The following is a 22,042-nucleotide window of genomic DNA, read 5'->3' as shown; positions in this document are numbered from 1 at the left end:
ATTTATTTTTATTTAGTATCTAGCAATAATTTTGCTTTAATACTATTTGCGCAATTAATCTTCCTCAAATGGATCAAAATCGCGACGCACGCGGCGACGAGGACGCTCTGCGCGCTCTTCACGAGCCGAACGATACTCGTCATAGTGATCGTCATCAGCTGCATAACGCGGCTTTCTATCAGATACGCGACGATTTTCTGAATCTCGACGATTTGAGCGATCTTCACGGTCGTCACGATCTGCACGATCTTCACGGTCGTCACGATTTTCGTAACGACCGTCACGATCATCGCGCACGCGGCGACGAGGACGTTCATCAAAATCGTTATCGCTGTAACGGTTATCGCGATCCGCACGATCTGCACGACGGTCGTCTCGACGAGTGTTGCGGTCATCATAACGGTTATCGCGATCCATGTATCGGTCATTTCGATCCATGCGATCTCGATCGTCACGGTCATCGCGCATGCGGCGACGAGGACGCTCATCGCGATCTGCACGATCCGCACGGTCATGATTATCGCGATCGTCACGGCGAGAACGACGGTAATCGCCACGAGAGTCACGAGAATCGCGATCGTCGCGAGAACTGCGGGAACGATTTTCACGCGCTGCTGGAGCAGAAGATTCTTGATCTTCAAAACCTGGAATAGCCAAAGAAATTTTGCCACGCTCATCTACGCTTTGTACGATAACTTCAACATTATCGCCTTCCTTCAGCACATCTTCAACAGTGTCAATGCGCTCACCATTTGCTAAATTGCGAATCTGTGAAATGTGAAGCAAACCGTCAGTTCCAGGAGTCAAATTCACAAAAGCTCCAAAGCTTGTGGTCTTAACAACCTTGCCTGTGAAAGTTTCACCAGCTTTTGGCACACGAGGATTTGCAATAGAATCGATGATTCCCTTAGCTTTCTCAGCAGCTTCTCCGCCTTCAGAAGAAATGTAAACAGTACCGTCATCTTCAATAGCGATTTCAGCACCAGTTTCTTCCTGAATTTGGTTAATCATCTTGCCCTTAGGCCCAATTACCTCACCAATCTTGTCTACAGGAATTGTGGTTGTAATAATGCGTGGAGCGAATGGACTCATCTCAGCTGGGCAATCAATGCATTCGTTAATAACTTCAAGAATCGTTGCACGAGCTTCATGTGCCTGCTGCAAAGCGGCAGCTAAAATATCAGCTGGAATACCATCAAGCTTCGTATCGAGCTGCAAAGCAGTGATGAATTCAGAAGTACCAGCAACCTTGAAGTCCATATCACCAAATGCATCTTCTGCACCGAGAATATCAGTCAAAGTCTTGAAGATATGCTTTCCATCAACATCACCAGAAACTAAGCCCATAGCAATACCAGCAACTGGAGCCTTCAAAGGCACGCCAGCAGCAAGCAAAGAAAGCGTAGAAGCACAAACGGAACCCATAGAAGTAGAACCGTTAGAACCAATAGCTTCAGACACCTGACGAATAGCGTATGGGAACTCTTCGCGACCTGGCAAAACTGGAACCAAAGCCTTCTCAGCTAAAGCACCGTGACCAATTTCACGACGCTTTGGAGAACCAACGCGACCAGTTTCACCAGTGGAGTATGGAGGCATTTCGTAATTGTGCATATAACGCTTAGTCTGTGGACCAGAAAGCGCATCAACCTGCTGCTCCATCTTAAGCATATTCAAAGTAGTCACACCCAAAATCTGAGTTTCACCACGCTGGAAAAGTGCAGAACCGTGTACGCGAGGCACAACATCAACTTCTGCAGAAAGCGTACGAATATCGCGCAAACCACGACCATCAATACGATAATCTTCAGTCAAAATACGACGACGAACAATTTGACGCTGCAATTCTTTAAACGCATTGCCGAGTTCCTTTTCCTTTTCGGCTTCGTCCATATCAGTGAATTCTTCAGCGATTGCAGCACGCACGCCTTCCTTAATTTCAGCGATGCGATCTTGACGAGGAAGCTTTTCAGCAATAGAAAGAGCTTCATTCAAATCAGCATGAGCAATCTCGTCAATACGAGCATAAAGTTCGTCAGTATATTCTGGGAAGAGTTGGAATTCCTTAGTTTCCTTAGCTGCAATACGCTTCAACTCATTTTGAGCATCGCAAATAACCTTAATAAATGGCTTTGCAGCTTCCAAACCTCCGGCTACGACTTGCTCATCTGGCTTGGTTTGACCATCATTGTAAATCAAATTCCAAGCATTCTTACCAGCACCAGCCTCAATCATTGCAATAGCAACATCGCCGTTTTCAATCACACGACCAGCCACAACAATCTCAAATACTGCACGCTCGCGCTCACTCCAACGTGGGAAAGCAACCCACTGGCCATCAATCAAAGCCAAACGAACGCCAGAAACTGGGCCCTCAAATGGCAAACCAGAAATCATAGTAGATGCAGACGCCGCATTCAAAGCAATAACATCGTAAGCATCATCTGGATTAATTGCCAAAATTGTTTCAACAACTTGCACTTCGTTACGTAAAGTGTGTGGGAACAACGGACGCAACGGGCGATCAATAATACGGCATGCCAACGTTGCTTCGTTAGAAGGACGACCTTCACGGCGGAAGAACGAACCTGGAATCTTTCCAGCAGCATACATTTTTTCTTCCACATCAACAGTTAATGGGAAGAAGTCGTAATTTTCCTTCGGACTAGATCCTGCAGTCGTCGTCGACAAAATCATGGAATCGTCATCCAAATATGCGGCAACAGCACCATCTGCTTGCTGAGCAAGTCGACCAGTTTCAAAGCGTAGCGTACGCTTACCAAATGAACCATTATCAATAACGGCTTCTACAGCCTTAATTTCGGGACCCTCCACGGGTTCCTCCTTTTCTTAACTTACCTAATCAACCAACATGCGTAATAACATTGACGACTTCGCATTATTACTTATATGCGAATATTTGCACTCTTTGCAACACTTGCGTTACGTCAATATTTCGTAGTGTTTTTTGTTTCGGTTACTTCAATCATCCGTATTCAGTTATACATCAATCTTTAATTATTTTTTGAATTATTCGTTAATTCTTTTTAGTTATAAATTTTAAATATTGTTCACAACACTTACCCCAAATCTGTGAATATGTGAACAATTTTTATGCGTACACGTACCTGCGTACAGCACAAAGAATACAAAAGCCCGAGCTAAGCCCGGGCTACAAGACTATCGACGCAAGCCAAGTCGTTCAATCAAAGAACGATAACGGTTGATGTCAACACGCTTCAAGTAATCGAGAAGACGACGACGATCACCAACCATGAGCAACAAGCCACGACGAGAATGATGATCGTGCTTGTGCTCCTTCAAGTGCTCAGTAAGGTCAGCAATGCGCTTGCTAAGCAAAGCGACCTGCACTTCTGGGGAACCCGTGTCACCCTCGTGCGTCGCGTATTCGTTGATAATATTCTTCTTATCTTCAGCCGTTAATGCCACGGCGTCCTCCTTAATATCACTGCGCGGTGCCACAACCTTCTGCTGTAGCGCTCTCAATCCGCGGGCGTTACACGCCAAGTCTCTATCATACAACCACTTGCAAACAACTTATTTTCGCAAAATCCAAATATTACATTGCGGTCATAAAGCCACCAAATAGCACAACTAGAATTGCCAAAACCTCAATCGCATAAAACATTATGAACGACGCCCAACTACGCGTAAGAACATTCAAAGCCGAGGTTTTAGGAACAATGACAAGCAAACCAACAAAAATGACAGCAAATACAGCTACTCCAATACCTGCAGAAATAATGCCAAGATTTGCCGCATTCGCTAAACCTGAAGCATGACCATAGACCACATACGTCGAATACCAGAAGCTCATGTTTAGCATGCATAATCCGGCAATAAGTTGTTCTAAAGCCAGAAAAACAGCAAACATTATCCGCCAAATCCAACGATGAGTGTCAATTAACGCCATAGCAAGACTTGTAAAAGCAGACACTGTGATTACCCACGAAATAAAAACAACACCTTGCGAAGATAATCCAGAGCAATGCGAAATAACCCATGAAGTATGACGAGCGGCCATAGTGCGACCAATCCAATACGGAATAACAATAGCGACAAGCAGAACGCCAAAATAAATCCACCAATTCTTTGGATTAGAATGCTTACGAGAAAAATCAGCAATCGATAAGTCTGTTTCCGGCAAACCAATGTTTACATATTCGTCAGGAATTTTGCTTTTCGAATCATCATTCTTTTTTAAAACTTCATTAGCATTGATTACACGAGCAGAACGTTTCCTAGGCTTTAGCGGAGCAAAACTTTGTGGATATTCACCATCATGCTCATCATTTAACTTCATACGTTACTTCTCCTGCCAATCTTTAATTGCCAAGCAATTTCTCAAGTTTTAACCATGCAACATTACATTACTAACTATTATTGTATGTTATAACGCAATTAACTGATAGCGTGTGCACAAAAAGTGTCAACCGTTTATGGCGACTGCTAGGCTCAAAATAACAGTTGTTTCGCTTGATTTTTAATTAACAAGCGTCACTAAATACGCAAAATTTATGACAGGACATTATGGGATTTATTCATTTTATTGTTAACCTACTCAAGGATCCACGCTCAGCTATTGCAAGTTGGATTGCAATGGGCACAGCTCCAGCATTAGGCCTTATTTTTCTCATTGTTTTTATTGAAACAGGCGTAGTATTCTTCCCATTCCTTCCAGGAGATTCACTTCTTTTCGCAGCAGGGTTTTTTGCAGCTCCTGACGCTCAAACAGGTCATAGCGCGCTTCCACTTCCACTATTACTTGCCGTAGTGTGGCTAGCCCCAATTATTGGCGATCAGTGCAATTACTTTATTGGTCATTTCTTCGGACGAAAGATTGTAGAATCCGGGAAAGTAAAAGCGCTCACTCCAGAACGAGTTGCAAAAACCGAAAAAATGATTGATAAATGGGGTCCGCTGGCAGTATTCTTGGGTAGATTCTTCCCATTCATACGCACTTTTATGCCGTTCATCTCCGGAATTTCTGGAATGCGTTGGATACGCTTCACACCATTTTCTGTACTAGGCGGTCTCGTTTGGTCGTCGCTTTTCACATTTCTTGGATATTTCTTCGGCAAGATTGATTTCGTACAGAAGAATTTTGAATTAGTAATTGTTGCAATTTTGCTTATCTCGCTTGTGCCAACTTTTATTGGTTTATACAAAGCGCACAAAGCAAAGAAAGCAGCAAAACTTAATAAAGAAAACAAATAAACTAGTATTTTAACTTACGACACTCAAGCACGCTGCACTACAAGAAATGTTGTTTTTATACAAGCTTTGTAGTACAGTGTGCAGAGTTGTCGTAAGATGATTTGTCTTAGACATTGGGGCTATAGCTCAGTTGGTAGAGCGCTTCGTTCGCATCGAAGAGGTCGTGGTTTCGATTACCATTAGCTCCACTGAGCCCACTGCATTCATTCCACCGCAGTGGGCTTTTTATTTTTCTCGCACAATGCCTGTCAAATCTAGCAAAACTAATTAGAATAGTTTACTGATTGCTAATTTTCTTTTTAAAAATAATGCTAATTCCTAATGCAGCACAAAGAATTGCTATAATTCCAGTGCCAATATAAGCCACAATTTCTATATAATTTACCGATTTTCGCTTAAAGGAATCAGCATTTTCAAAAGATTTTTCCGATTTTTTCACTTGCGAACGAGCTATCCAATCATCGTTATCGGAGCTATTGTCGGAATCATCATCTAAACCATCATCAGAACTATCAGCATCTTTACTCTCGCTATTTTTAGATTTTTTATCTGCTTCAGATTTTTTTACAAGCTTATTTGCAATAGAAACAATTTTTACATTTTTATATTGCAAAGTTGTTATATTTCCCGCATAATCTGCAGCTTTTACTAATACGTCGTGAGTAAAACCGTCTGGTTTTAGTTTTATAGATAAAACTGATTTATTCACATCTTTACCGCTCCAAATACGATTTGTTTTACCATCAACATCGATTGTTACATATTGCAATGCCATGTTATCTTTTGCACTAATACGTAAAATTTTTCCTTCTTTATTAGTGCGATAAGTAGAATTATTTTGCATATCAAACACTGTTGTGATTGGAGCAAGATTATCTACTGTAAATTGCACGGAAGCTGGTGCAAATTGCAACATTCCTTCCTTTTTGCTAACTGCACTTTCGCTACAAGAATGATTGCCTGCCTTGTCTACTGACATAATGCGCACACGATAATGAGCGTTATCGGCAAAATTCCGTTTAAAAATAGTGTAAGTCAATCGTTGCCAGCCACGATCTGTGCGACTGTTTACAGAAAAATCCTGTTTTGATAAAATCTTCTCTACACCGTCTTGCATAACACTAATTTTTGCAGGACTTGCCAGTCCGCTAGGATTGAGTTCTTCAATATGAATATCTTTAGCATTTTGCAATTGTTTACGATTCATTGCTTTAGTGGAACTATCTATACTAAATGAGGAACCGCTTCTATTTATAGAAAATTGCAACTTACCAGAAATAACATGATCTACTAAATCTTTAGCACTCCACTGAAGCTGATATACGTCATCGTCTTGAATTCCATTATAAAAACCTGCGTATTGCACACTTACGCTTTGCGAATCAGCTTTTCTAGACACAAAAGAACGCAATTCCTTAGCATATCGCATTCTTCTCAGCGAATACGTTACGCTTGCAGGTTTTAGCCAACGATCTTTTATAACTAATGTTGGAACTACAGCATGAGAATACGCTCCGCCTTGTTGCACTCCAGTAATAGAAACAGTTGGCGAAAGCGTATCAATAATGAATTTATTACTGATAGAAGAACTCGCATTACCCGATAAATCTTCAACACAATAGCGAACATCCCAAGAAGCATCCCCCGAAAAAGAAACATCAGCATACCACACGTTTGTATGCACACCATCGTTTTTAAAGCTTTTAGCTGTAAGTACCATAACCTGCTTACCATCAGCAAAAACTTTCGCAATAGGATAAGAATCGTGAAGCAAATACGAGAAAACGAACGAATCATCCTGTATTAATATTCTTGAAGCTCGATTATTACGAAAATATTTGCCTTCATACGATGCGTTGTTGTCATAACTAACACTCAAGCGAGGAACAGTTTTGTCAATAACAATATATCTTGGACGCTTGCTATAAGAATTATCTTTTGTTAAATCTGAAGCATTCAAAACTGAATCAGGAATACTTAATATTGGCTTACGAGAGCGCAATTTGTTGCCAGAAAGTTTACTTTCATTAGAAATATAGTTAGTTTGCTTTGAAACATGAGAATTAGAGTCAACTCCTCCCCATATGCGTTTAGGATGCATTGTTACAGCAGCAAGTCTTATAGAGATATCTTGCAAATCGTATATTCCTTCTTTTTGCAATTCAACTCTTACTATTCCTAATACTCGAGGTCGGATCTTATAACGAATATTAACTAGCGACGACACCGCCTCAATCTTAGCTAAATCAACTTTGGCACTCACTATTTGATATCTTCCAACGCTAACAGTAGCTTTATGCGCGTTCCTAATTTCCGAAGCGTCCAATCCATCAAAAGTTATAAGTAGCGAAGCAGCACGTTTAGTAAACATGTACTCGCCTTGAGTGCGAACAGTTTTCTGTTTTGTCATAACAGAAACATTTGCTATATGCAATCCTTTGGCTGCGTTATAGCTGTTTTTTGCATACGCAATAGAATTAAGTGGCAATAATGCAACAACTATAGCAGCACTAATAAATACAATAATCCCAATATAAACGCCAATGCGAGCGCAGCCGCATTGAAATCGCTTGAAAAACCACATATCCCCCAAATTTCTTTGTTTACACATTTATTCCCTCCCTTTTATTATTCCTTTTATTTCTTTTATTTCTTTTGCAAAAAAGCTAGATTAATTTCGTCTTGAACTTTTTTGACACTGTCGATTGCGTTTTTCTTTCTACTTACAGCTTCATCATTTGACACATGCGCTTGTTTAAGAAGATATTCTGCCTTGTCGCACATTTGCTGAATTTCTTGTTTACTGGATCCACTTTCTAGAAACATCGGCAACCACGAATGAATTGATTGCAAAACTAGTTCTCCAGTATCCACAAATAAAATGTCTCCGTGATCTTTCTCAACAATTTGCATTAGCTGCTGTAATTGATTCACATAATTTTTATACGTTTCTACGCTTGCACAATCTTTAGAAACATCAACAAGTTGCGCATAAGCGTCAGAAATAGCGATGTACGCGCTTAACATTTTTTGATTTGAAACAGTATGCGATATGCCATCAGAATTAGTTTCTACAGCTTGCAAAGACGCTTTATTCGCATCTATCTCATATTTTTGAGCCTCTTGGAACCATACTTTTGCTACTCGCATACGAGATAATCGTTCTGTTTGCGAAACTTTTCCAGAAAATCCTGCAAAATAGTACCAATACGCTTTGCCTATTTCTATAGAAATATTCAACCAATCTTTATTTACAGGACGCAAGTTTTGCTCGTATTTATTAATCAAACCAACAAAACATTGCTCTTCGTTGGCACTCCATTGCTGATCTGCAAGTTGAATTTGCAATAAAATTTGGAGAGGTTTAAATGATATTTTGCTTATATATTTCTTCTTGATCATACTATTTTGCACTTGCATTGCATGAGAAATATAGCGACACGCAATATCCGAATTGCTTTCACGCTCAGCTAATTGCATGTAAGAATCGTAGCTTTTATTATTTTTGCGTATTTCCTCAATTCTTTTACTACTTGGCTCACCATCAAAAGATTGCTTATTTCGATTTACAAAAGCATTCCCAACAAATAAACCTAAGCAGTTGAATAAAATTACTATAAAAACTAGTACTACAACAATTAATGCCGTAATTGCATAGCGCTTTTTTCTAGGCTTAGAACTATTTCTGCATTGTTTGCGTCGCAATACATCCGTAGAAGTGTCGCATTGTTGCGAATGTTTTTCTGTATGCTCACACGCTTCCAGTGCAGAAAACATTTCGTCGCAATCTTTATATCTATGAGATGGTTTAGTAGCTGTAGCTATTGCGAGCACAGACACTAATTGTTCTACTACTTCACGATTCTCATGAGGCAATAGTACAGCAGATTGCACGTTTGTTTTAGGCACTTCAGTTGGCAATAATGCGTAACGTAATGTCATTCCAATCGAATACACATCGCTTGAAGTAGTTGCTGCAGAGTTTTCATTCAAAATTTCAGGAGCAGTAAAAATATTAGTAGCAAATCGAGCGTCGCACTGGTCTATTGTACGTAAATCAAGCACTCCCTCGTTTGCATATAATTGCGTTGCAGCACCAAAATCAATCAAACGAACTGTGCCATCTTCTGAAATCATAACCTGAGAAGGCTTAAGATCACCGTATATAATTGGCGGATAATGCGAATGTAAATAAGAAAGTATTGAGCAAAGTTGCATACCTAAATCAAGAACAGTTTCAACATTTTGCAATCCAGATTCTTCTACAATAGATTTTAAAGAACGCCCCTTTACATAATCGCGAACAGCATAAGCTCTACCATTTTCTTCAAAAAAATCAACAATTCGCGGAATAGCTGGATGATCGCATTCCTTTAAAACATTCGCTTCAACGCGTAAGGATTGAATAATATGCTGTTGATACTCTTCGTCTCCTTGCAGAAGCGTTTCTTTAACAGCCCATTGCTTGTGCAAAACGGTGTCAACAGCAAGAAAGACTGTTGAAGTGCCACCACGCCCCAGCTCACCAAGCAGCTGATAGCGTCCGCCTACACAAACCATCGTTACGCCTCCGCAATATTGAAAACTCCAATTACTCATCAAATATTTCAGTTAATTTTTTGAGTAATTGAATTACAGTTGCGACTACTGTACCGATAAATTTATGCGTAAAAAAGCTTTTTATAGCATTGTGGATAAAAGCTTATAAGCCTACAAAACTCACGTTTTGTAGAAAAAATAGAAGAATATATCAGTCGATATTAGCACCCAAAGCTAAAAGTTTGCCTCTAAAATCTGCATATCCTCGATCAATTAGCGAAATTCCGCGCACATTCGACGGACCTTGAGCAGTAAGAGCTGCAATCAAATGGCTAAAGCCTCCGCGCAAATCAGGTACGTCAATATCTTGACCTGTCAACGGAGTAGGCCCGAAAATAACTGCAGAATGCTTGTAATTGCGCTGCTGGAACCTACAAGGAAGCGAACCTAAGCATTCACGATAAAGCTGAATCATAGCTCCCATTTGCACAAGTGGCTTTGTGAAGCCAAAACGATTTTCATAAACAGTTTCATGCACAATACTCAAACCCTTCGCTTGAGTAAGCGCAACAACAAGAGGCTGCTGCCAATCAGTCATAAAACCAGGATGCACATCGGTTTCAATAGCAACCGGACGCAAATCCCCACCCGGATGCCAAAAACGAATTCCTTTATCTGTAACATCAAACTGTCCACCAACTTTACGGAACACATTTAAGAAAGTCATCATTTCTGGCTGAGTTGCGCCCTTAATAAACACATCTCCGTGTGTTGCAAGAGCAGCAGAAGCCCAAGAAGCTGCTTCGATGCGATCAGTTAATGACGTATGAGTGTATCCTTGAAGCTCTTTTACTCCCTCAATACGGAAAGTACGGTCAACATCTACAGAAATAATCGCACCCATCTTTTGCAAAACGGCTACCAAATCCATGATTTCTGGCTCAATTGCAGCTCCGGAAAGCTCTGTACGACCTTCTGCAAGAACCGCTGCAAGCAAAGTCTGTTCGGTTGCGCCGACAGAAGGATAAGGCAAATGAATTTTAGTGCCATGTAAGCCATTAGGTGCAGTAATATGAATACCATCCTCGTGATCTTTATCTACATTTGCACCAAGTTTACGCAACGTCTCAAGATGAAAATCAATTGGACGGCCACCAATATTGCATCCTCCAAGCGCAGGAATAAACGCTTCTCCAAGACGATGAAGAAGAGGACCAGAGAAAAGAATTGGAATACGAGACGAACCAGAAAGAGTGTCGACGTCAGCTACATCTGCGAGCTGCACTTTTGTAGCATCAATTATCACAATACCTTCAGGTCCATTAACCTCAACGTCAACACCATGCAAACGCAACAAATCAGAAACTACATGAACATCGCGAATTTCAGGAACGTTTTTTAGAACAGACTTGCCAGGTGCCAACAAAGCTGCAACCATAGCCTTGCTAACAAAGTTTTTTGCGCCACGCACTTTAATAGTGCCATTAAGCGGCTTACCACCTTCTACATGCAACACATCTGCAGCGTCAATGCCACTATTGTTGTTCTGTTCAGCCGTATTGTGTGCGGACACATTTACCTCTTTCGTTCGCGCTAAAACACTATTCACTATAATACCGGCATATTTGCCAACGCGCTCATGCAATCTATTAAAACTGATTAAATTAGCGCGTAGATCGTTGACGCCATCGACGAATCAATCTAGTAAGCAATGATGGTTTACGCAATAAATCTACTTCTGGCAATTCATGCTCAGACTCAGCTGTAAGAGCATAAGTATAGGCTTTTTTGGAAGAAGGTTTGCCAACAAGATTCCCAAATTCAAGCATTTGCGTACGCGGTTCAAACGGGTGACGAATATCAAATTCGAGCAAGCGCACGCCTCTTTTAGCAGGTTCAGGACCGTAAGATCCAAAACCACATGTAGGAGTGGCAACAAATAGCATATTACTCTCGGGATCTTTAGCTGCGAAAGAATTGCGGTGATCGTGACCGGCAATTAGCGCAAAAGCTCCTGCATCAAGCAAAGCAGCGTATTCACCACTATCGGCGTCAGGGCAGCTAATTCCTTCACCTAAATACCCATCGGGCAGAACATGTTTTTCGTCAAGAGCATAATAGCGACCAGCAAAAGTACGATACCCTTCAATAGCATGTTCGCGCGCAGCAAGTTCTTGCGGAACTTCACGAAGAACATGATAATATTGCGGCAATGGAAAATGCTGAAAAACACAAATATGCTCAGGCAAATAAGAAGAAAGACCAGAAATAAACTCGATAGTTTTTTTAGAAGGGCTACCATATCCGCCGGATTTAGCATAATCTCCAGAATCAACTAAAACTATTGAAAAAACAACCTTTTCATGCTTTTCATCCATAACAGGCAAGGCAAAAGTACCAGGCTCACATGTAAAAATAATCTGCTTTGGTAACACACATTTTGTCGATTGCATAGCACTTGCAGAAGATGCATTAGAAGCACTGCGATTCATGCAACATGGAAAATCTTGATATATCTTATCAAGCTCTTCATTACTCAGACCGCACTGGAAATCATGATTCCCATAAGTAACAACCCACGGAATACTGCGATCTTCTAGTGGCTTCATTAACTTAGCAACAAATTCGTGCACCTTATCAACCAATTGCTTCTTATCAGAAGCTGAAATATTGGAAGATTCCTGCCAGCGTCTACGCTGAAAAGTTTTTGCAAATACTTTTTCATAACCTGCAATCTGGTTTCCGCTAAAAACTACAAGATCTGGTCGCACAGCATCGCAAGCAGAAGCAATAAGTCGAATAGTATCTTGTGAAATACGTAACCCATCTTGAACATCTGCACACTGAAGCACCCGGAATTTACCAGAAAGATGGAACTGCAAACGTCCTAAACGCGCCGAAACAGATAAAGGAAGTGCCGCAGATGCATGAGCTTCAGATTGTGCAGAATCAGTCATACTTTAAGCATACGGCAGATATGCCGCGACTCACTCAATTTTGTGCGCAAGTTTACATAAATTATTTACATTCAAAAATACTAAATTAAGCAAATACTGATAAGAAATAACCTAAAAGCGATAAAAACGTGCAATTTCAGTAAAATAGTTACAAATTCACAGACAATTCACAGGTAATCGCATTACTGCACTCAGCATAAGGTGGTTATTATATATACATCAAAAGGAAATAAACTACAAGCAAGTAGTTGAATTTGACTTTAATAACTTAAACCTCTCTTCTTCTCTTCTTTCTCTAGCCCCGGTCACGCACCGGGGTTTTTGATTTTAAGGCTACATAAGAAGCGTGCGGCAAGCGTGGTAAATGGGAGTAAACGGCAAAAACTGAGCATGTATGTAAAGAAACTGCCGCTTTCACGCCAACAAGCGGCAGAAACTTTACAGCCGTGTAAAGAAAAGGTCGCGCGCTGAGACAAATCGCAGTAATACAGATAGATAACAAAAAAGCCCTCGTTCTACGAGAGCTATTCGCTGGGGTACCTGGACTCGAACCAAGAATGGATGAACCAGAATCACCTGTGTTGCCAATTACACCATACCCCAATTGACAAGCTTCGCGGCTCTTGGAACCGTTCCGTCTTCGTACCCCCGACCGGATTTGAACCGGTGTTGGCGCCGTGAGAGGGCGTAGTCCTAGACCGCTAGACGACGGGGGCTTTCATTTATCAGCTACGCCTCTTGACGCAACAAATAGCGACTTTACAACATAAAGCAAATACTTGCAACCGCGGCGTGTCGAAAATATATTAAGCATAAAACAAATAAAAAGGCGGAAATGCAGCAATAGTGCCACACTCCCGCCTTATTCAAATTTTATTTGCGCTTATAAATTATTTGTAATTTACAAATGCTCGCGTAAACCAGCCAAACGCGCCAAAGTCACGTCTTTGCCCACGATTTCCATGGACTCAAACAGTGGAGGCGAAACGCGACGACCAGAAAGTGCAACTCGCACAGGGCCAAATGCCAAGCGCGGCTTGTAGCCAGCTTCCTCAACAAGCTTCTTGTTCAAAAGCTCGTGCAAGGAATCAGTATGCCAATCAGAAGCATCAACGTCCTTCAAGGCAGCGAGCGCAGCGTCAAGAACCTCTCCTGCAGATTCCTTCAACTGCTTACGAGCGTCGTCATCTGGAGCAATGTAGCCATCTTCACTTAACAGGCTGCCAACCATTCCAGCGACCTCGCCAAGCAAACGCACGCGAGGCTGTACAAGAGGCGCAGCAGCGGTGAGTACTTCACGCTCGCGGTCAGTTAACGCATCCCAATTATCCGCACTAACTACGCCATCCTTATGCAAGTAAGGCACAGAACGGTTCAAGAAATCTTGCGGATCGAGCATACGAATATGCTCAGCGTTAATCGAAATTGCTTTATCCAAGTCAAAGTGTGCAGGATTTGCCTTAACGTCGCGCACATCGAACTTTTCAACCATCTCGTCCATAGTGAACACGTCACGATCAGGCGCAATAGACCATCCAAGCAAAGCCAAGTAATTCAGCAAGCCTTCTGGAATAAAGCCGTTATCCCTATGCAAGAACAAGTTGGACTCTGGATCTCGCTTAGAAAGCTTCTTCTTACCTTCGCCCATAACGTAAGGCATATGGCCGTAAAGTGGAGTTTCCTTAGCAATACCCATTTCCATAAGGTAACGGTACAGCACAATCTGACGAGGTGTGGAGCTCAAAATATCCTCACCGCGCAAAACCACATTCACATCCATTAACGCATCATCAACAGGGTTCGTAAGCGTATAAAGTGGATCGCCATTCGGACGCACAATCACATAATCTGGAACAGATCCGGCTTTAAAAGTAATTTCACCACGAATTAAATCGTTAAAAGTAATGTCTTCATTTGGCATCTTCAAGCGAAGTGCAGGTTTGCGACCTTCGTCGCGGAAAGCTTGCTTCTGTTCTTCCGTAAGATTACGATCGTAGCCATCGTAACCAAATTCAGCAGGACGGCCAGCAGCAATATTACGCTCCTTAATTTCTTCAGGAGTAGAGAAGGATTCATAAGCGTATCCTGCTTCAAAAAGCTTTTGTGCTACGTCTTTATAAATTTCCATGCGCTGGGACTGGCGATACGGTCCGTTATCTCCGCCAACATCAATGCCCTCGTCCCAATCAATATTGAGCCAACGAAGAGCCTCAATAATCTGCTGGTAGCTTTCCTCACTATCGCGCTCATTATCGGTATCTTCAATACGGAAAAGCAATTTGCCGTGAGTATGGCGAGCCTCCGCCCAGTTAAATAGCGCGGTACGAACCATACCTACGTGAGGTGTACCGGTTGGCGAAGGGCAAAAACGCACGCGAACATTCTTTGGAAGTTCAGGCTTTGCGGATTTTGTTGCATTATTAGCAACTTCTTGAGTTTCCTCGATATCAGTCATAGGTTCCATTGTGCCGCGCGTTACGGACGTGCAGCATTCGCATCAAACATAAGTCAACCTAAAAACTAATCAAGTGCCTGCGTAGATTCTTTATTACCCTCAACGTGCGCAAACTTCGCAGCAAGAGCCTCGCGGGACTTTCTATCATCCTCTTCTTTTGCGAGCTTCTTCGCAACTTCAGGATCCCACAGCACGTCTTCACGATGCTTTCCCCACTCTGAAATAAGCAGCGGCGAAATAAAATTGACCAACGCACTTATATCGCCACTTATATCACAATTACACTTATCGCTAGAATTGCGCACACAATCAACAATCTCACGCCATTGAGCATCCTTGAACATCATTCGCGGCAAACCAGCACACTCACATATTTCGTTAATATATAAGAAGATTGGTAAAGTTTCGCAAATCTCGTTAGTTTTTTTAATTAGATTTGTTAATAAGCTTAAAACTACAATAATTTTTTGCGTTTCCAATGATTTATTTTCATAACAAGAAACCATTTGTTTCGCATAATTAATTGCAAAGTCAATATCGCTAATACTCCAATTACCTTCAACATTTAACGTATCGGCTGCTGCATTTATTGCATTAGAATCTTCGGCAGAATGAGATACAATCTTACTAAAAATAGAATTTATATTATTACTATTTTCTAGTATTGCTTCTTCTGCTTCATCATAGTTAGGCTCATAGCATGAATCCATATTGTCGTAAGCATCGGCGGCAGCAAGTAGCGCGTCTACTATTTCTTGCGGACGTCCAGGAATTTCATCCGCACCTTCATACACAAATTCAGCATCCGGCACAGTAACATCAAGATTCGTGAGTATTCGTGCTATTGCTCGCATTGAGCGCACCTCAAGATTTTCCGCATATTTTGCGTCGTTATCTAAGTGTCGCGCTTCCGTCAATGGCCATAATTCCGTTAGTTTTGCGGCAGATTGCGCTGCATCATTCAGCATTAGCATACTTTTTTCATTATTTTTAATATCTTCAGAATCTTTGACAGAATCAACAGAACTAACCATTTCAATGCTCCTTCGCATTATATGTTACTTACTTCACTCGCCCAGCAGGATCAACATACGTAATTGAAAGCACACGCAAAGTCTCGCAATCGTAAGTAATAGAAGTAATCGAAGCTAAAGCCGTGTGACGAAGAAGCATATTATGTTCAGCGTGGCCGGTTTCCAGTAGGTGTCTATAAGACCAGATTGGCGACTCATGAGTAACTGCAACGATTTGCTCACCCGGATGCTTACGAACCTGCTCGCGCACAAAATCGCCAACTCTAGTGGCAATACTTCTGTAGCTTTCTCCCCAACTTGGCTTCCACAAATTCGCAACAAGCTTCCAATTGTTGTTTTTCCACAGTGCGCCTTCACCGTAACCTATGCGTTTCCCGCGGAAATTATTTCCAGCTTCAATTAAGCGTTTATCTAAAATAATGTCGCTTTCTTGAGATTGCGCAGAATCTTCGTCACAGTGCGCTTTTACATAGGCAGAATCTGCAATATTGCGCAAAGCATTTTCGATTTCACGCGCTGTTTCACGTGTTCGCTCAAGAGGAGACGAATAAATTGCAGTAATTCCGCGCATTTGCGGAACAGTGGCAATATATTTTGCTGTAGCTTGCGCCATTCTCACTCCGCGAGCCGAAAGATGAAATCCAGAAAGACGCTCATACAACACGTGATTTGGATTATCAACTTCTCCATGACGCACAAAATGAATTGTCGTAGCTGGCATTGCGTTCTACTTTCTGTTTAAAAGATTAAATCAATTACTTGCGATTTTTTGTATGATTAAGCGACCACATTCCCAAACGGTGAGCAAAACTCGTATCTTCTTGCGCAACATACCCAGGCTGTTGAGATTTAGTATCATCGAGCAGCCACTTTCGTATAACAAAATTCCACACAGCAACAACAACAGTAGCTACAAGTTTTCCTATATTTGTGCGCAAAACGTATACTGCAGATCCGCGTAAGCTTTCAACCATTCCTAACGTACTAGCCCAAATAATCAAATCGTTTATAAGCAAACCTATAACTGCGGAAATAACAAAAATCAGAAGCTCCATCCACTTTGCCATATCTTCACGATGTTTAAAGACGTATTTCATACTGGCAATATAGTTGAAGATAAGTGAGATTACGAAAGAAATCGTACCCGCAACCACATTATTTAAGTGCGCAAGCATTAATAAATTGAGTAGCGCAACGTCAATAATAAGGGCAATAACGCCCACAATTCCAAACTTTACAACCTGTTCAATAAGCTTTTTCATAATATCCATTAAACACGCGGCTGCTAACAAATAACATATAATTGTTACGTAATAAAGCTTACCAAATTTAGCAAAGGAGCGATTATGCCAGTTATTCATACTCATGTTTCTGTAAGCACAACACCTGCCCAGCGCGACGCATTAAAAGCTGCTTATGGCAAAGCAATTAGCGCAGTTCCAGGAAAAAGCGAGCATTGGCTCATGTGCCCATTCGAGGACAATATGCCGATTTATTTTGCAGGAGACAATACTAAGCCTGCAGCTTACGTTGAGGTGAACGTGTTTGGTTCCAGCGTGCCAGGGTCTGCTTGGGAAAAGTTAACTGAGCAGATTATGGCAGCTTTAGAGCGAGAGCTTGGGATTCCACAGGATCGCACTTATATTCGTTACACTGCAACTACTGACTGGGGTTGGAACGGCGGCAACTTCTAGGCGCAAGTCGCAAGCCTCAATTAGCAAGTCGCATAAAATCGCCATATCTTGTTACGTAAAATACGCATCAAAATATGGCGATTATTATGACGTCTACGCGACGCTACAAAACTTTAGGATTGCTCACTAAAATTAGGTTCGTCAACAGTAGATTTAGCGGATACAGCGAAGTCAGCAGGCTCGTTAAACTCAGCATCGCTTGAAGAATAATAATCGTCGCTAGCAACACTGCCTTCAAGATCTGGACCAGCAGCTAGACGAGCCACCTCTTCCATGTCCTTGTTTTCAAATAAAACCATGCGGACATAACCAACAACAAATCCAACAACAGCAGGGCAAACCCACGCCATGCCAAATTCTGAGAACGGTAGCCAGTTTTGAACAACCACCAACATATCGTTCATATGCAATGCACTGCGTAAAGCTTGTGGCAAACTATTCAAAAAATCATATACCGCTGCAACACCAGTAAAACCAAGCGTCCAAGCGTACACGACTTTGGAATTTCCAAAAAGTCGACCGCACAAAGCCAAAAGAATCAATACGATTGACAGTGGATACAAGAACATCAATACTGGAACTGCATATTCGATGATTGTGCTCAAACCAAAGTTTGCAAGGCCAAACGAAACAAGCGTAATCAACACAGACCAAACGCGATAGCTAGGACCCTTAGGGAATAACTTAGAGAAGGTTTCCGAGCAGCTTACAATTAAACCAACTGCCGTCTTTAAGCATGCAAGAGTAACAGTTGCAGCAAGAACAAGCAAACCAACGTTTCCAAGATGGTAGCGTGCAACTTGCACCAAAGTTACGCCACCGTTTTCAGCAGGCTTAAACAGTGCACGGCTACGCACACCGACAACAACAATTGCGACGTAAATCAACGCCATAAGCAAGCAGCTAAAGAATCCAGATCGCACAGTATTCACTGCCACATCTTTAGGGTCTTTTACGCCAAAGGATCGAATAGTACTAACAACTATAATGCCAAAAGCCAAGCTAGCTAAAGCATCCATTGTATTGTAGCCATCTAAGAATCCTGTAAAGAATGATTCATTAACATACTTCCCTATAGGAGCAGCATCCGCAGAAGCGCCGCTTACAGGAGAAAACAGTGCAGTAAATACCAGAATACCTAAGAAAACCAGGAATATCGGCGTAAGAACTTTACCAACCCATGTAAGTATTCCGCTAGGCTTCATAGCAAAGAAGAATGCTAACGCGAAGAAAACCACAGAGAACAAGAACAAATACAATTGACCGTTTCCGTCTTGTGGAATAACGCGCTCCAAACCAACAGTGTACGAAGTTGTTGCGCAACGAGGAATTGCAAAGAATGGTCCGATTGTTAAATACAGCACACAAGTAAAGAACATGCCGTATTTTCTGCTCGGCTTACTAGAAAGTTCAAAAAGACCGTTTGCACGACTCATTGCAAGAGCCGTAACACCAAGCAATGGCAAACCAACGCCAGTAACAATAAAGCCAATTGTTGCAGGCACGAAATTAGTTCCTGCATTAGCTCCAAGGAACACAGGGAAAATCAGGTTTCCTGCGCCAAAGAACATACCAAACAACATGACCGCCACGTACGCGGACTCAATAATGGTCAAGTTCCTTTTTTTCGGGGCACTATCTGTGCTGACACTTTGTGTTGTGACGCTCATGCTTACACCTCCCATAAGGATAAATTTGTATTTACATACTATTCAGCTAAATCTCTTACCTTGTAATTTTGTGGATTTAAAGCAAAAATAATATTAGAGGGTATATTAATAAATTGCATGTACTTAATCGATAGAAACTTATAATTCGTGCGTGTCTCTAATAAAAAATAAAAAAGGACGCTGGCAAGCTACCAACGTCCTATGTAATCAAAAATGCTCTATAGCTTTGCTCTAAATCTTATATAAAATAAGCAAAATCACATCTTTTCTGGAGCAGAAACTCCAAGCAAATCAAGACCAGCTGCAATTACAGTACGCACAGCATCGTTAAGCTTTAATCGAGCTGCAGCACGAGCTGGCTCTGGGCACTTTGTAATGCGCTGAGCTTCACGCTCGGCTTCTGGCAAACGATTTTCAGGGTCAGTTAACTCCATTGGTACAACACGCTCAAGGTTGTACCACTTGTGGTAACTTGCTGCCAAATCCTCAAGGTAATGCGCAACTCTGTGAGGAGCGCGCAAATCGCCAGCTTGAGCCAAAGCAGCAGGCCATTGAGCCAAAGCAGCCAACACTTCGCCGTCAGCCTCGGTATTAAGCAAGCTTAAATCAGCGCCATCTTGCGTAATTCCAGCGTCAGCCGCATTGCGAGCCACATTGCAGCTGCGTGCGTGAGCGTATTGCACGTAGTACACAGGATTATCGTTGCTGTGAGAAGCAAGCAAATCCAAATCAATATCAACGCTTGTGTTGTAGTCGGTGCGAGCAAGCGAGTAGCGCGAAGCGTCAACGCCAATTGCATCAACTAAATCGTCAATCGTAATAACGTTTCCAGCACGCTTGCTCATGCGCACAGGTTTTCCGTCCTTCATAACGTTTACAAGCTGACCAATAAGAATCTGCATGTTTTCGCCCGGCTTGTCGCCAAAAGCCGCGCACATTGCCATCATTCGGCCAATATATCCGTGATGATCCGCGCCGAGCATGTAGATTGCTACGTCTGCAGGATTCTGCTCGCGGTGACGCTTGTTGCGATAGTACGCAATATCAGCAGCAAAGTAAGCGTAGTTTCCGTCGGACTTAATAATTACGCGATCCTTGTCGTCGCCATGCTTAGTGGATTCAAACCAAGTTGCGCCGTCTTTTTCGAAAATATCTCCACGCTCACGCAAGTCTGCAATAGCGCGCTCAACTTCACCATCCTCGTACAGGCTGTTTTCGTGGAACCACACGTCGAAACTAACACGAAAATCGCGCATTGATTTGCGAATTTCAGCAAACATCATTGGCACTGCGCGCTTGCGGAACTCTTCGCGCTGCTCGGAATCGCCTTCGCCAAGAGGCAAACCTTCTTCGTCTTTTCCAAGATCAATTCGTGGCAATGAGAGAACGTCAACACCATCCGCATTTGCTTCTTTTATAACAGCGTCCGCAATTTCGTTAATATACGCACCTTTGTAACCATCTGCAGGCGTTTCTTCGCCGTGAGCTGCAGCAACTAAAGACTTTGCAAAACGGTTGATTTGCTCGCCATGATCGTTGAAGTAGTATTCACGCACAACTTTTGCGCCGTTCGCTTCCAAAACTCGAGCCATGGAATCACCAACTGCAGCCCAGCGAGTTCCACCAATGTGGATTGGACCAGTTGGGTTTGCGGATACAAACTCAAGATTCAAAGTTTTGCCGCTCAAATGCGTATTCTTGCCAAAAGCCGCACCCTGCTTTAAGACTTCGTCTACGACCGCCGCCGCAGAAGCAGAATCAAGCGTTATGTTAATAAAGCCAGGACCTGCAACTTCTACAGACGCAATACCTTCTGCTTCTTGCAAACGCTCGGCAAAAAGTTCAGCTAAATCGCGAGGCTTCATACCAGCTTTTTTAGCGAGTTGCATAGCAACATTCGTAGCCCAATCGCCGTGTGCGCGATCTTTTGGCCTCATAACTGCAAGTTTTTCGGCAGCAGGAATCAAATCTTCTGTTAGATTGCCAGCTTTACCGCTTGCTACTAAATCTTTAGCAATTTTTTCAATTAATTCACTTAAGCTTTCTGGATTCATGGTTTACAGTCTAGCGTTACCGCGCGATGCTTCGCGATTACAACCCATTGGATTGCATTATTCTGAGTGTAAGGTAATATATGTTTTACACGTTTTACATTGGAGATTAAAAATGGTCGCAACAATTACAGGATTAAGAGTACCCTCTAACGTTTTAGATCGTTATGATCAGCTCGCTAAAACCACTCACCGCACCCGTTCATTTTACATGAATCAAGCACTAGAAGCTCAAATTGATGAACTTGAACATGAATATGGTCTAATGGCAGATATTGAAGCATACAAACGTGGAGAATTAGAAACATCCCCACTCGACGACGTGGTGAAGCGCCTTGACTTGGAAAAGAAATAAGTGACGATGCTTAGTTTTTAAATACACAAAAAGCGCTGGAGTCGAAGAT

The 22,042-nt window shown here is 42.0% G+C and carries 16 protein-coding genes and 3 tRNA genes; 4 read left to right on the top strand and 15 right to left on the bottom strand.

Annotated elements, in window-relative coordinates:
• Positions 1–54: 54 nt before the first annotated feature.
• The 3 genes from HXT37_RS01250 to HXT37_RS01240 all read right to left on the bottom strand — a co-directional run bounded on the left by HXT37_RS01250 (position 55) and on the right by HXT37_RS01240 (position 4,324).
• Positions 55–2,835, bottom strand: a complete 2,781-nt coding sequence (locus HXT37_RS01250; RefSeq protein ID WP_116773829.1) for a polyribonucleotide nucleotidyltransferase — start codon at positions 2,833–2,835, stop codon at positions 55–57.
• A gap of 345 nt (positions 2,836–3,180) precedes the next feature.
• The gene (gene rpsO, locus HXT37_RS01245) at positions 3,181–3,450 is read right to left on the bottom strand and encodes a 30S ribosomal protein S15 (protein WP_004109774.1); all 270 of its coding nucleotides are present in this window, start codon (positions 3,448–3,450) and stop codon (positions 3,181–3,183) included.
• 130 nt (positions 3,451–3,580) lie between these two features.
• Positions 3,581–4,324 carry a hypothetical protein gene (locus HXT37_RS01240; protein ID WP_004109776.1) on the bottom strand — a complete coding sequence of 248 codons (744 nt, stop codon included), beginning with the start codon at positions 4,322–4,324 and terminating at the stop codon, positions 3,581–3,583.
• Between the two features lie 227 nt (positions 4,325–4,551).
• Here HXT37_RS01240 and HXT37_RS01235 point away from each other — a divergent pair, with 227 nt between their 5' ends.
• Both HXT37_RS01235 and HXT37_RS01230 read left to right on the top strand, forming a co-directional pair.
• Positions 4,552–5,238 carry a DedA family protein gene (locus HXT37_RS01235; RefSeq protein WP_004109778.1) on the top strand — a complete coding sequence of 229 codons (687 nt, stop codon included), beginning with the start codon at positions 4,552–4,554 and terminating at the stop codon, positions 5,236–5,238.
• A gap of 115 nt (positions 5,239–5,353) precedes the next feature.
• A tRNA-Ala gene (locus HXT37_RS01230) sits at positions 5,354–5,426 on the top strand.
• 89 nt (positions 5,427–5,515) lie between these two features.
• Here HXT37_RS01230 and HXT37_RS01225 read toward each other — a convergent pair.
• From HXT37_RS01225 to HXT37_RS01180, 10 genes are all read right to left on the bottom strand, one after another.
• A complete protein-coding gene (locus HXT37_RS01225; protein ID WP_421779602.1) occupies positions 5,516–7,849 on the bottom strand; it encodes a hypothetical protein in 2,334 nt (777 codons plus the stop codon).
• A 35-nt stretch (positions 7,850–7,884) separates the two neighbouring features.
• Positions 7,885–9,798: a serine/threonine protein kinase gene (locus tag HXT37_RS01220; protein WP_116431945.1), complete on the bottom strand. Its 1,914-nt coding sequence runs from the start codon at positions 9,796–9,798 to the stop codon at positions 7,885–7,887.
• Between the two features lie 190 nt (positions 9,799–9,988).
• Positions 9,989–11,350 (bottom strand): UDP-N-acetylglucosamine 1-carboxyvinyltransferase, encoded by a 1,362-nt coding sequence (gene murA, locus HXT37_RS01215; protein ID WP_116773831.1) that lies wholly within the window; start codon positions 11,348–11,350, stop codon positions 9,989–9,991.
• A 91-nt stretch (positions 11,351–11,441) separates the two neighbouring features.
• Complete coding sequence (locus tag HXT37_RS01210) at positions 11,442–12,734, bottom strand: metallophosphoesterase (RefSeq protein WP_116773832.1); 1,293 nt, start codon at positions 12,732–12,734, stop codon at positions 11,442–11,444.
• Between the two features lie 531 nt (positions 12,735–13,265).
• Positions 13,266–13,337: transfer RNA gene (locus HXT37_RS01205), tRNA-Gln, on the bottom strand.
• 40 nt (positions 13,338–13,377) lie between these two features.
• Positions 13,378–13,450 (bottom strand) — tRNA-Glu (locus HXT37_RS01200).
• A 185-nt stretch (positions 13,451–13,635) separates the two neighbouring features.
• The gene (gltX, locus tag HXT37_RS01195) at positions 13,636–15,198 is read right to left on the bottom strand and encodes a glutamate--tRNA ligase (protein ID WP_102155476.1); all 1,563 of its coding nucleotides are present in this window, start codon (positions 15,196–15,198) and stop codon (positions 13,636–13,638) included.
• 56 nt (positions 15,199–15,254) lie between these two features.
• On the bottom strand, positions 15,255–16,223 hold the full coding sequence (locus tag HXT37_RS01190) for a hypothetical protein (RefSeq protein ID WP_421779599.1): 969 nt from the start codon (positions 16,221–16,223) through the stop codon (positions 15,255–15,257).
• A 28-nt stretch (positions 16,224–16,251) separates the two neighbouring features.
• The gene (locus HXT37_RS01185; protein ID WP_004109791.1) at positions 16,252–16,944 is read right to left on the bottom strand and encodes a histidine phosphatase family protein; all 693 of its coding nucleotides are present in this window, start codon (positions 16,942–16,944) and stop codon (positions 16,252–16,254) included.
• A 34-nt stretch (positions 16,945–16,978) separates the two neighbouring features.
• Positions 16,979–17,485, bottom strand: coding sequence for a GtrA family protein (locus HXT37_RS01180; protein ID WP_064622127.1), 507 nt, complete (start codon positions 17,483–17,485; stop codon positions 16,979–16,981).
• A gap of 84 nt (positions 17,486–17,569) precedes the next feature.
• On the opposite strand from HXT37_RS01180, the gene HXT37_RS01175 reads away from it, so the two are divergent.
• Positions 17,570–17,917: a phenylpyruvate tautomerase MIF-related protein gene (locus HXT37_RS01175; protein ID WP_004574134.1), complete on the top strand. Its 348-nt coding sequence runs from the start codon at positions 17,570–17,572 to the stop codon at positions 17,915–17,917.
• Positions 17,918–18,030: 113 nt separating this feature from the next.
• Here HXT37_RS01175 and brnQ read toward each other — a convergent pair whose 3' ends face one another.
• Complete coding sequence (brnQ, locus tag HXT37_RS01170) at positions 18,031–19,587, bottom strand: branched-chain amino acid transport system II carrier protein (protein WP_421779597.1); 1,557 nt, start codon at positions 19,585–19,587, stop codon at positions 18,031–18,033.
• 257 nt (positions 19,588–19,844) lie between these two features.
• Entirely contained in the window at positions 19,845–21,641 is a 1,797-nt protein-coding gene (gene argS, locus HXT37_RS01165; RefSeq protein ID WP_421779595.1) for an arginine--tRNA ligase, read from the bottom strand.
• Between the two features lie 112 nt (positions 21,642–21,753).
• Here argS and relB point away from each other — a divergent pair, with 112 nt between their 5' ends.
• Positions 21,754–21,993, top strand: coding sequence for a type II toxin-antitoxin system RelB family antitoxin (gene relB / locus HXT37_RS01160; RefSeq protein WP_119504603.1), 240 nt, complete (start codon positions 21,754–21,756; stop codon positions 21,991–21,993).
• Positions 21,994–22,042 lie beyond the last annotated feature (49 nt).

It is taken from the genome of Gardnerella sp. DNF01151, from assembly GCF_049244235.1.
Taxonomy (GTDB): domain Bacteria; phylum Actinomycetota; class Actinomycetes; order Actinomycetales; family Bifidobacteriaceae; genus Bifidobacterium; species Bifidobacterium swidsinskii.
This window is presented reverse-complemented; position numbering and strand designations above follow the sequence as displayed.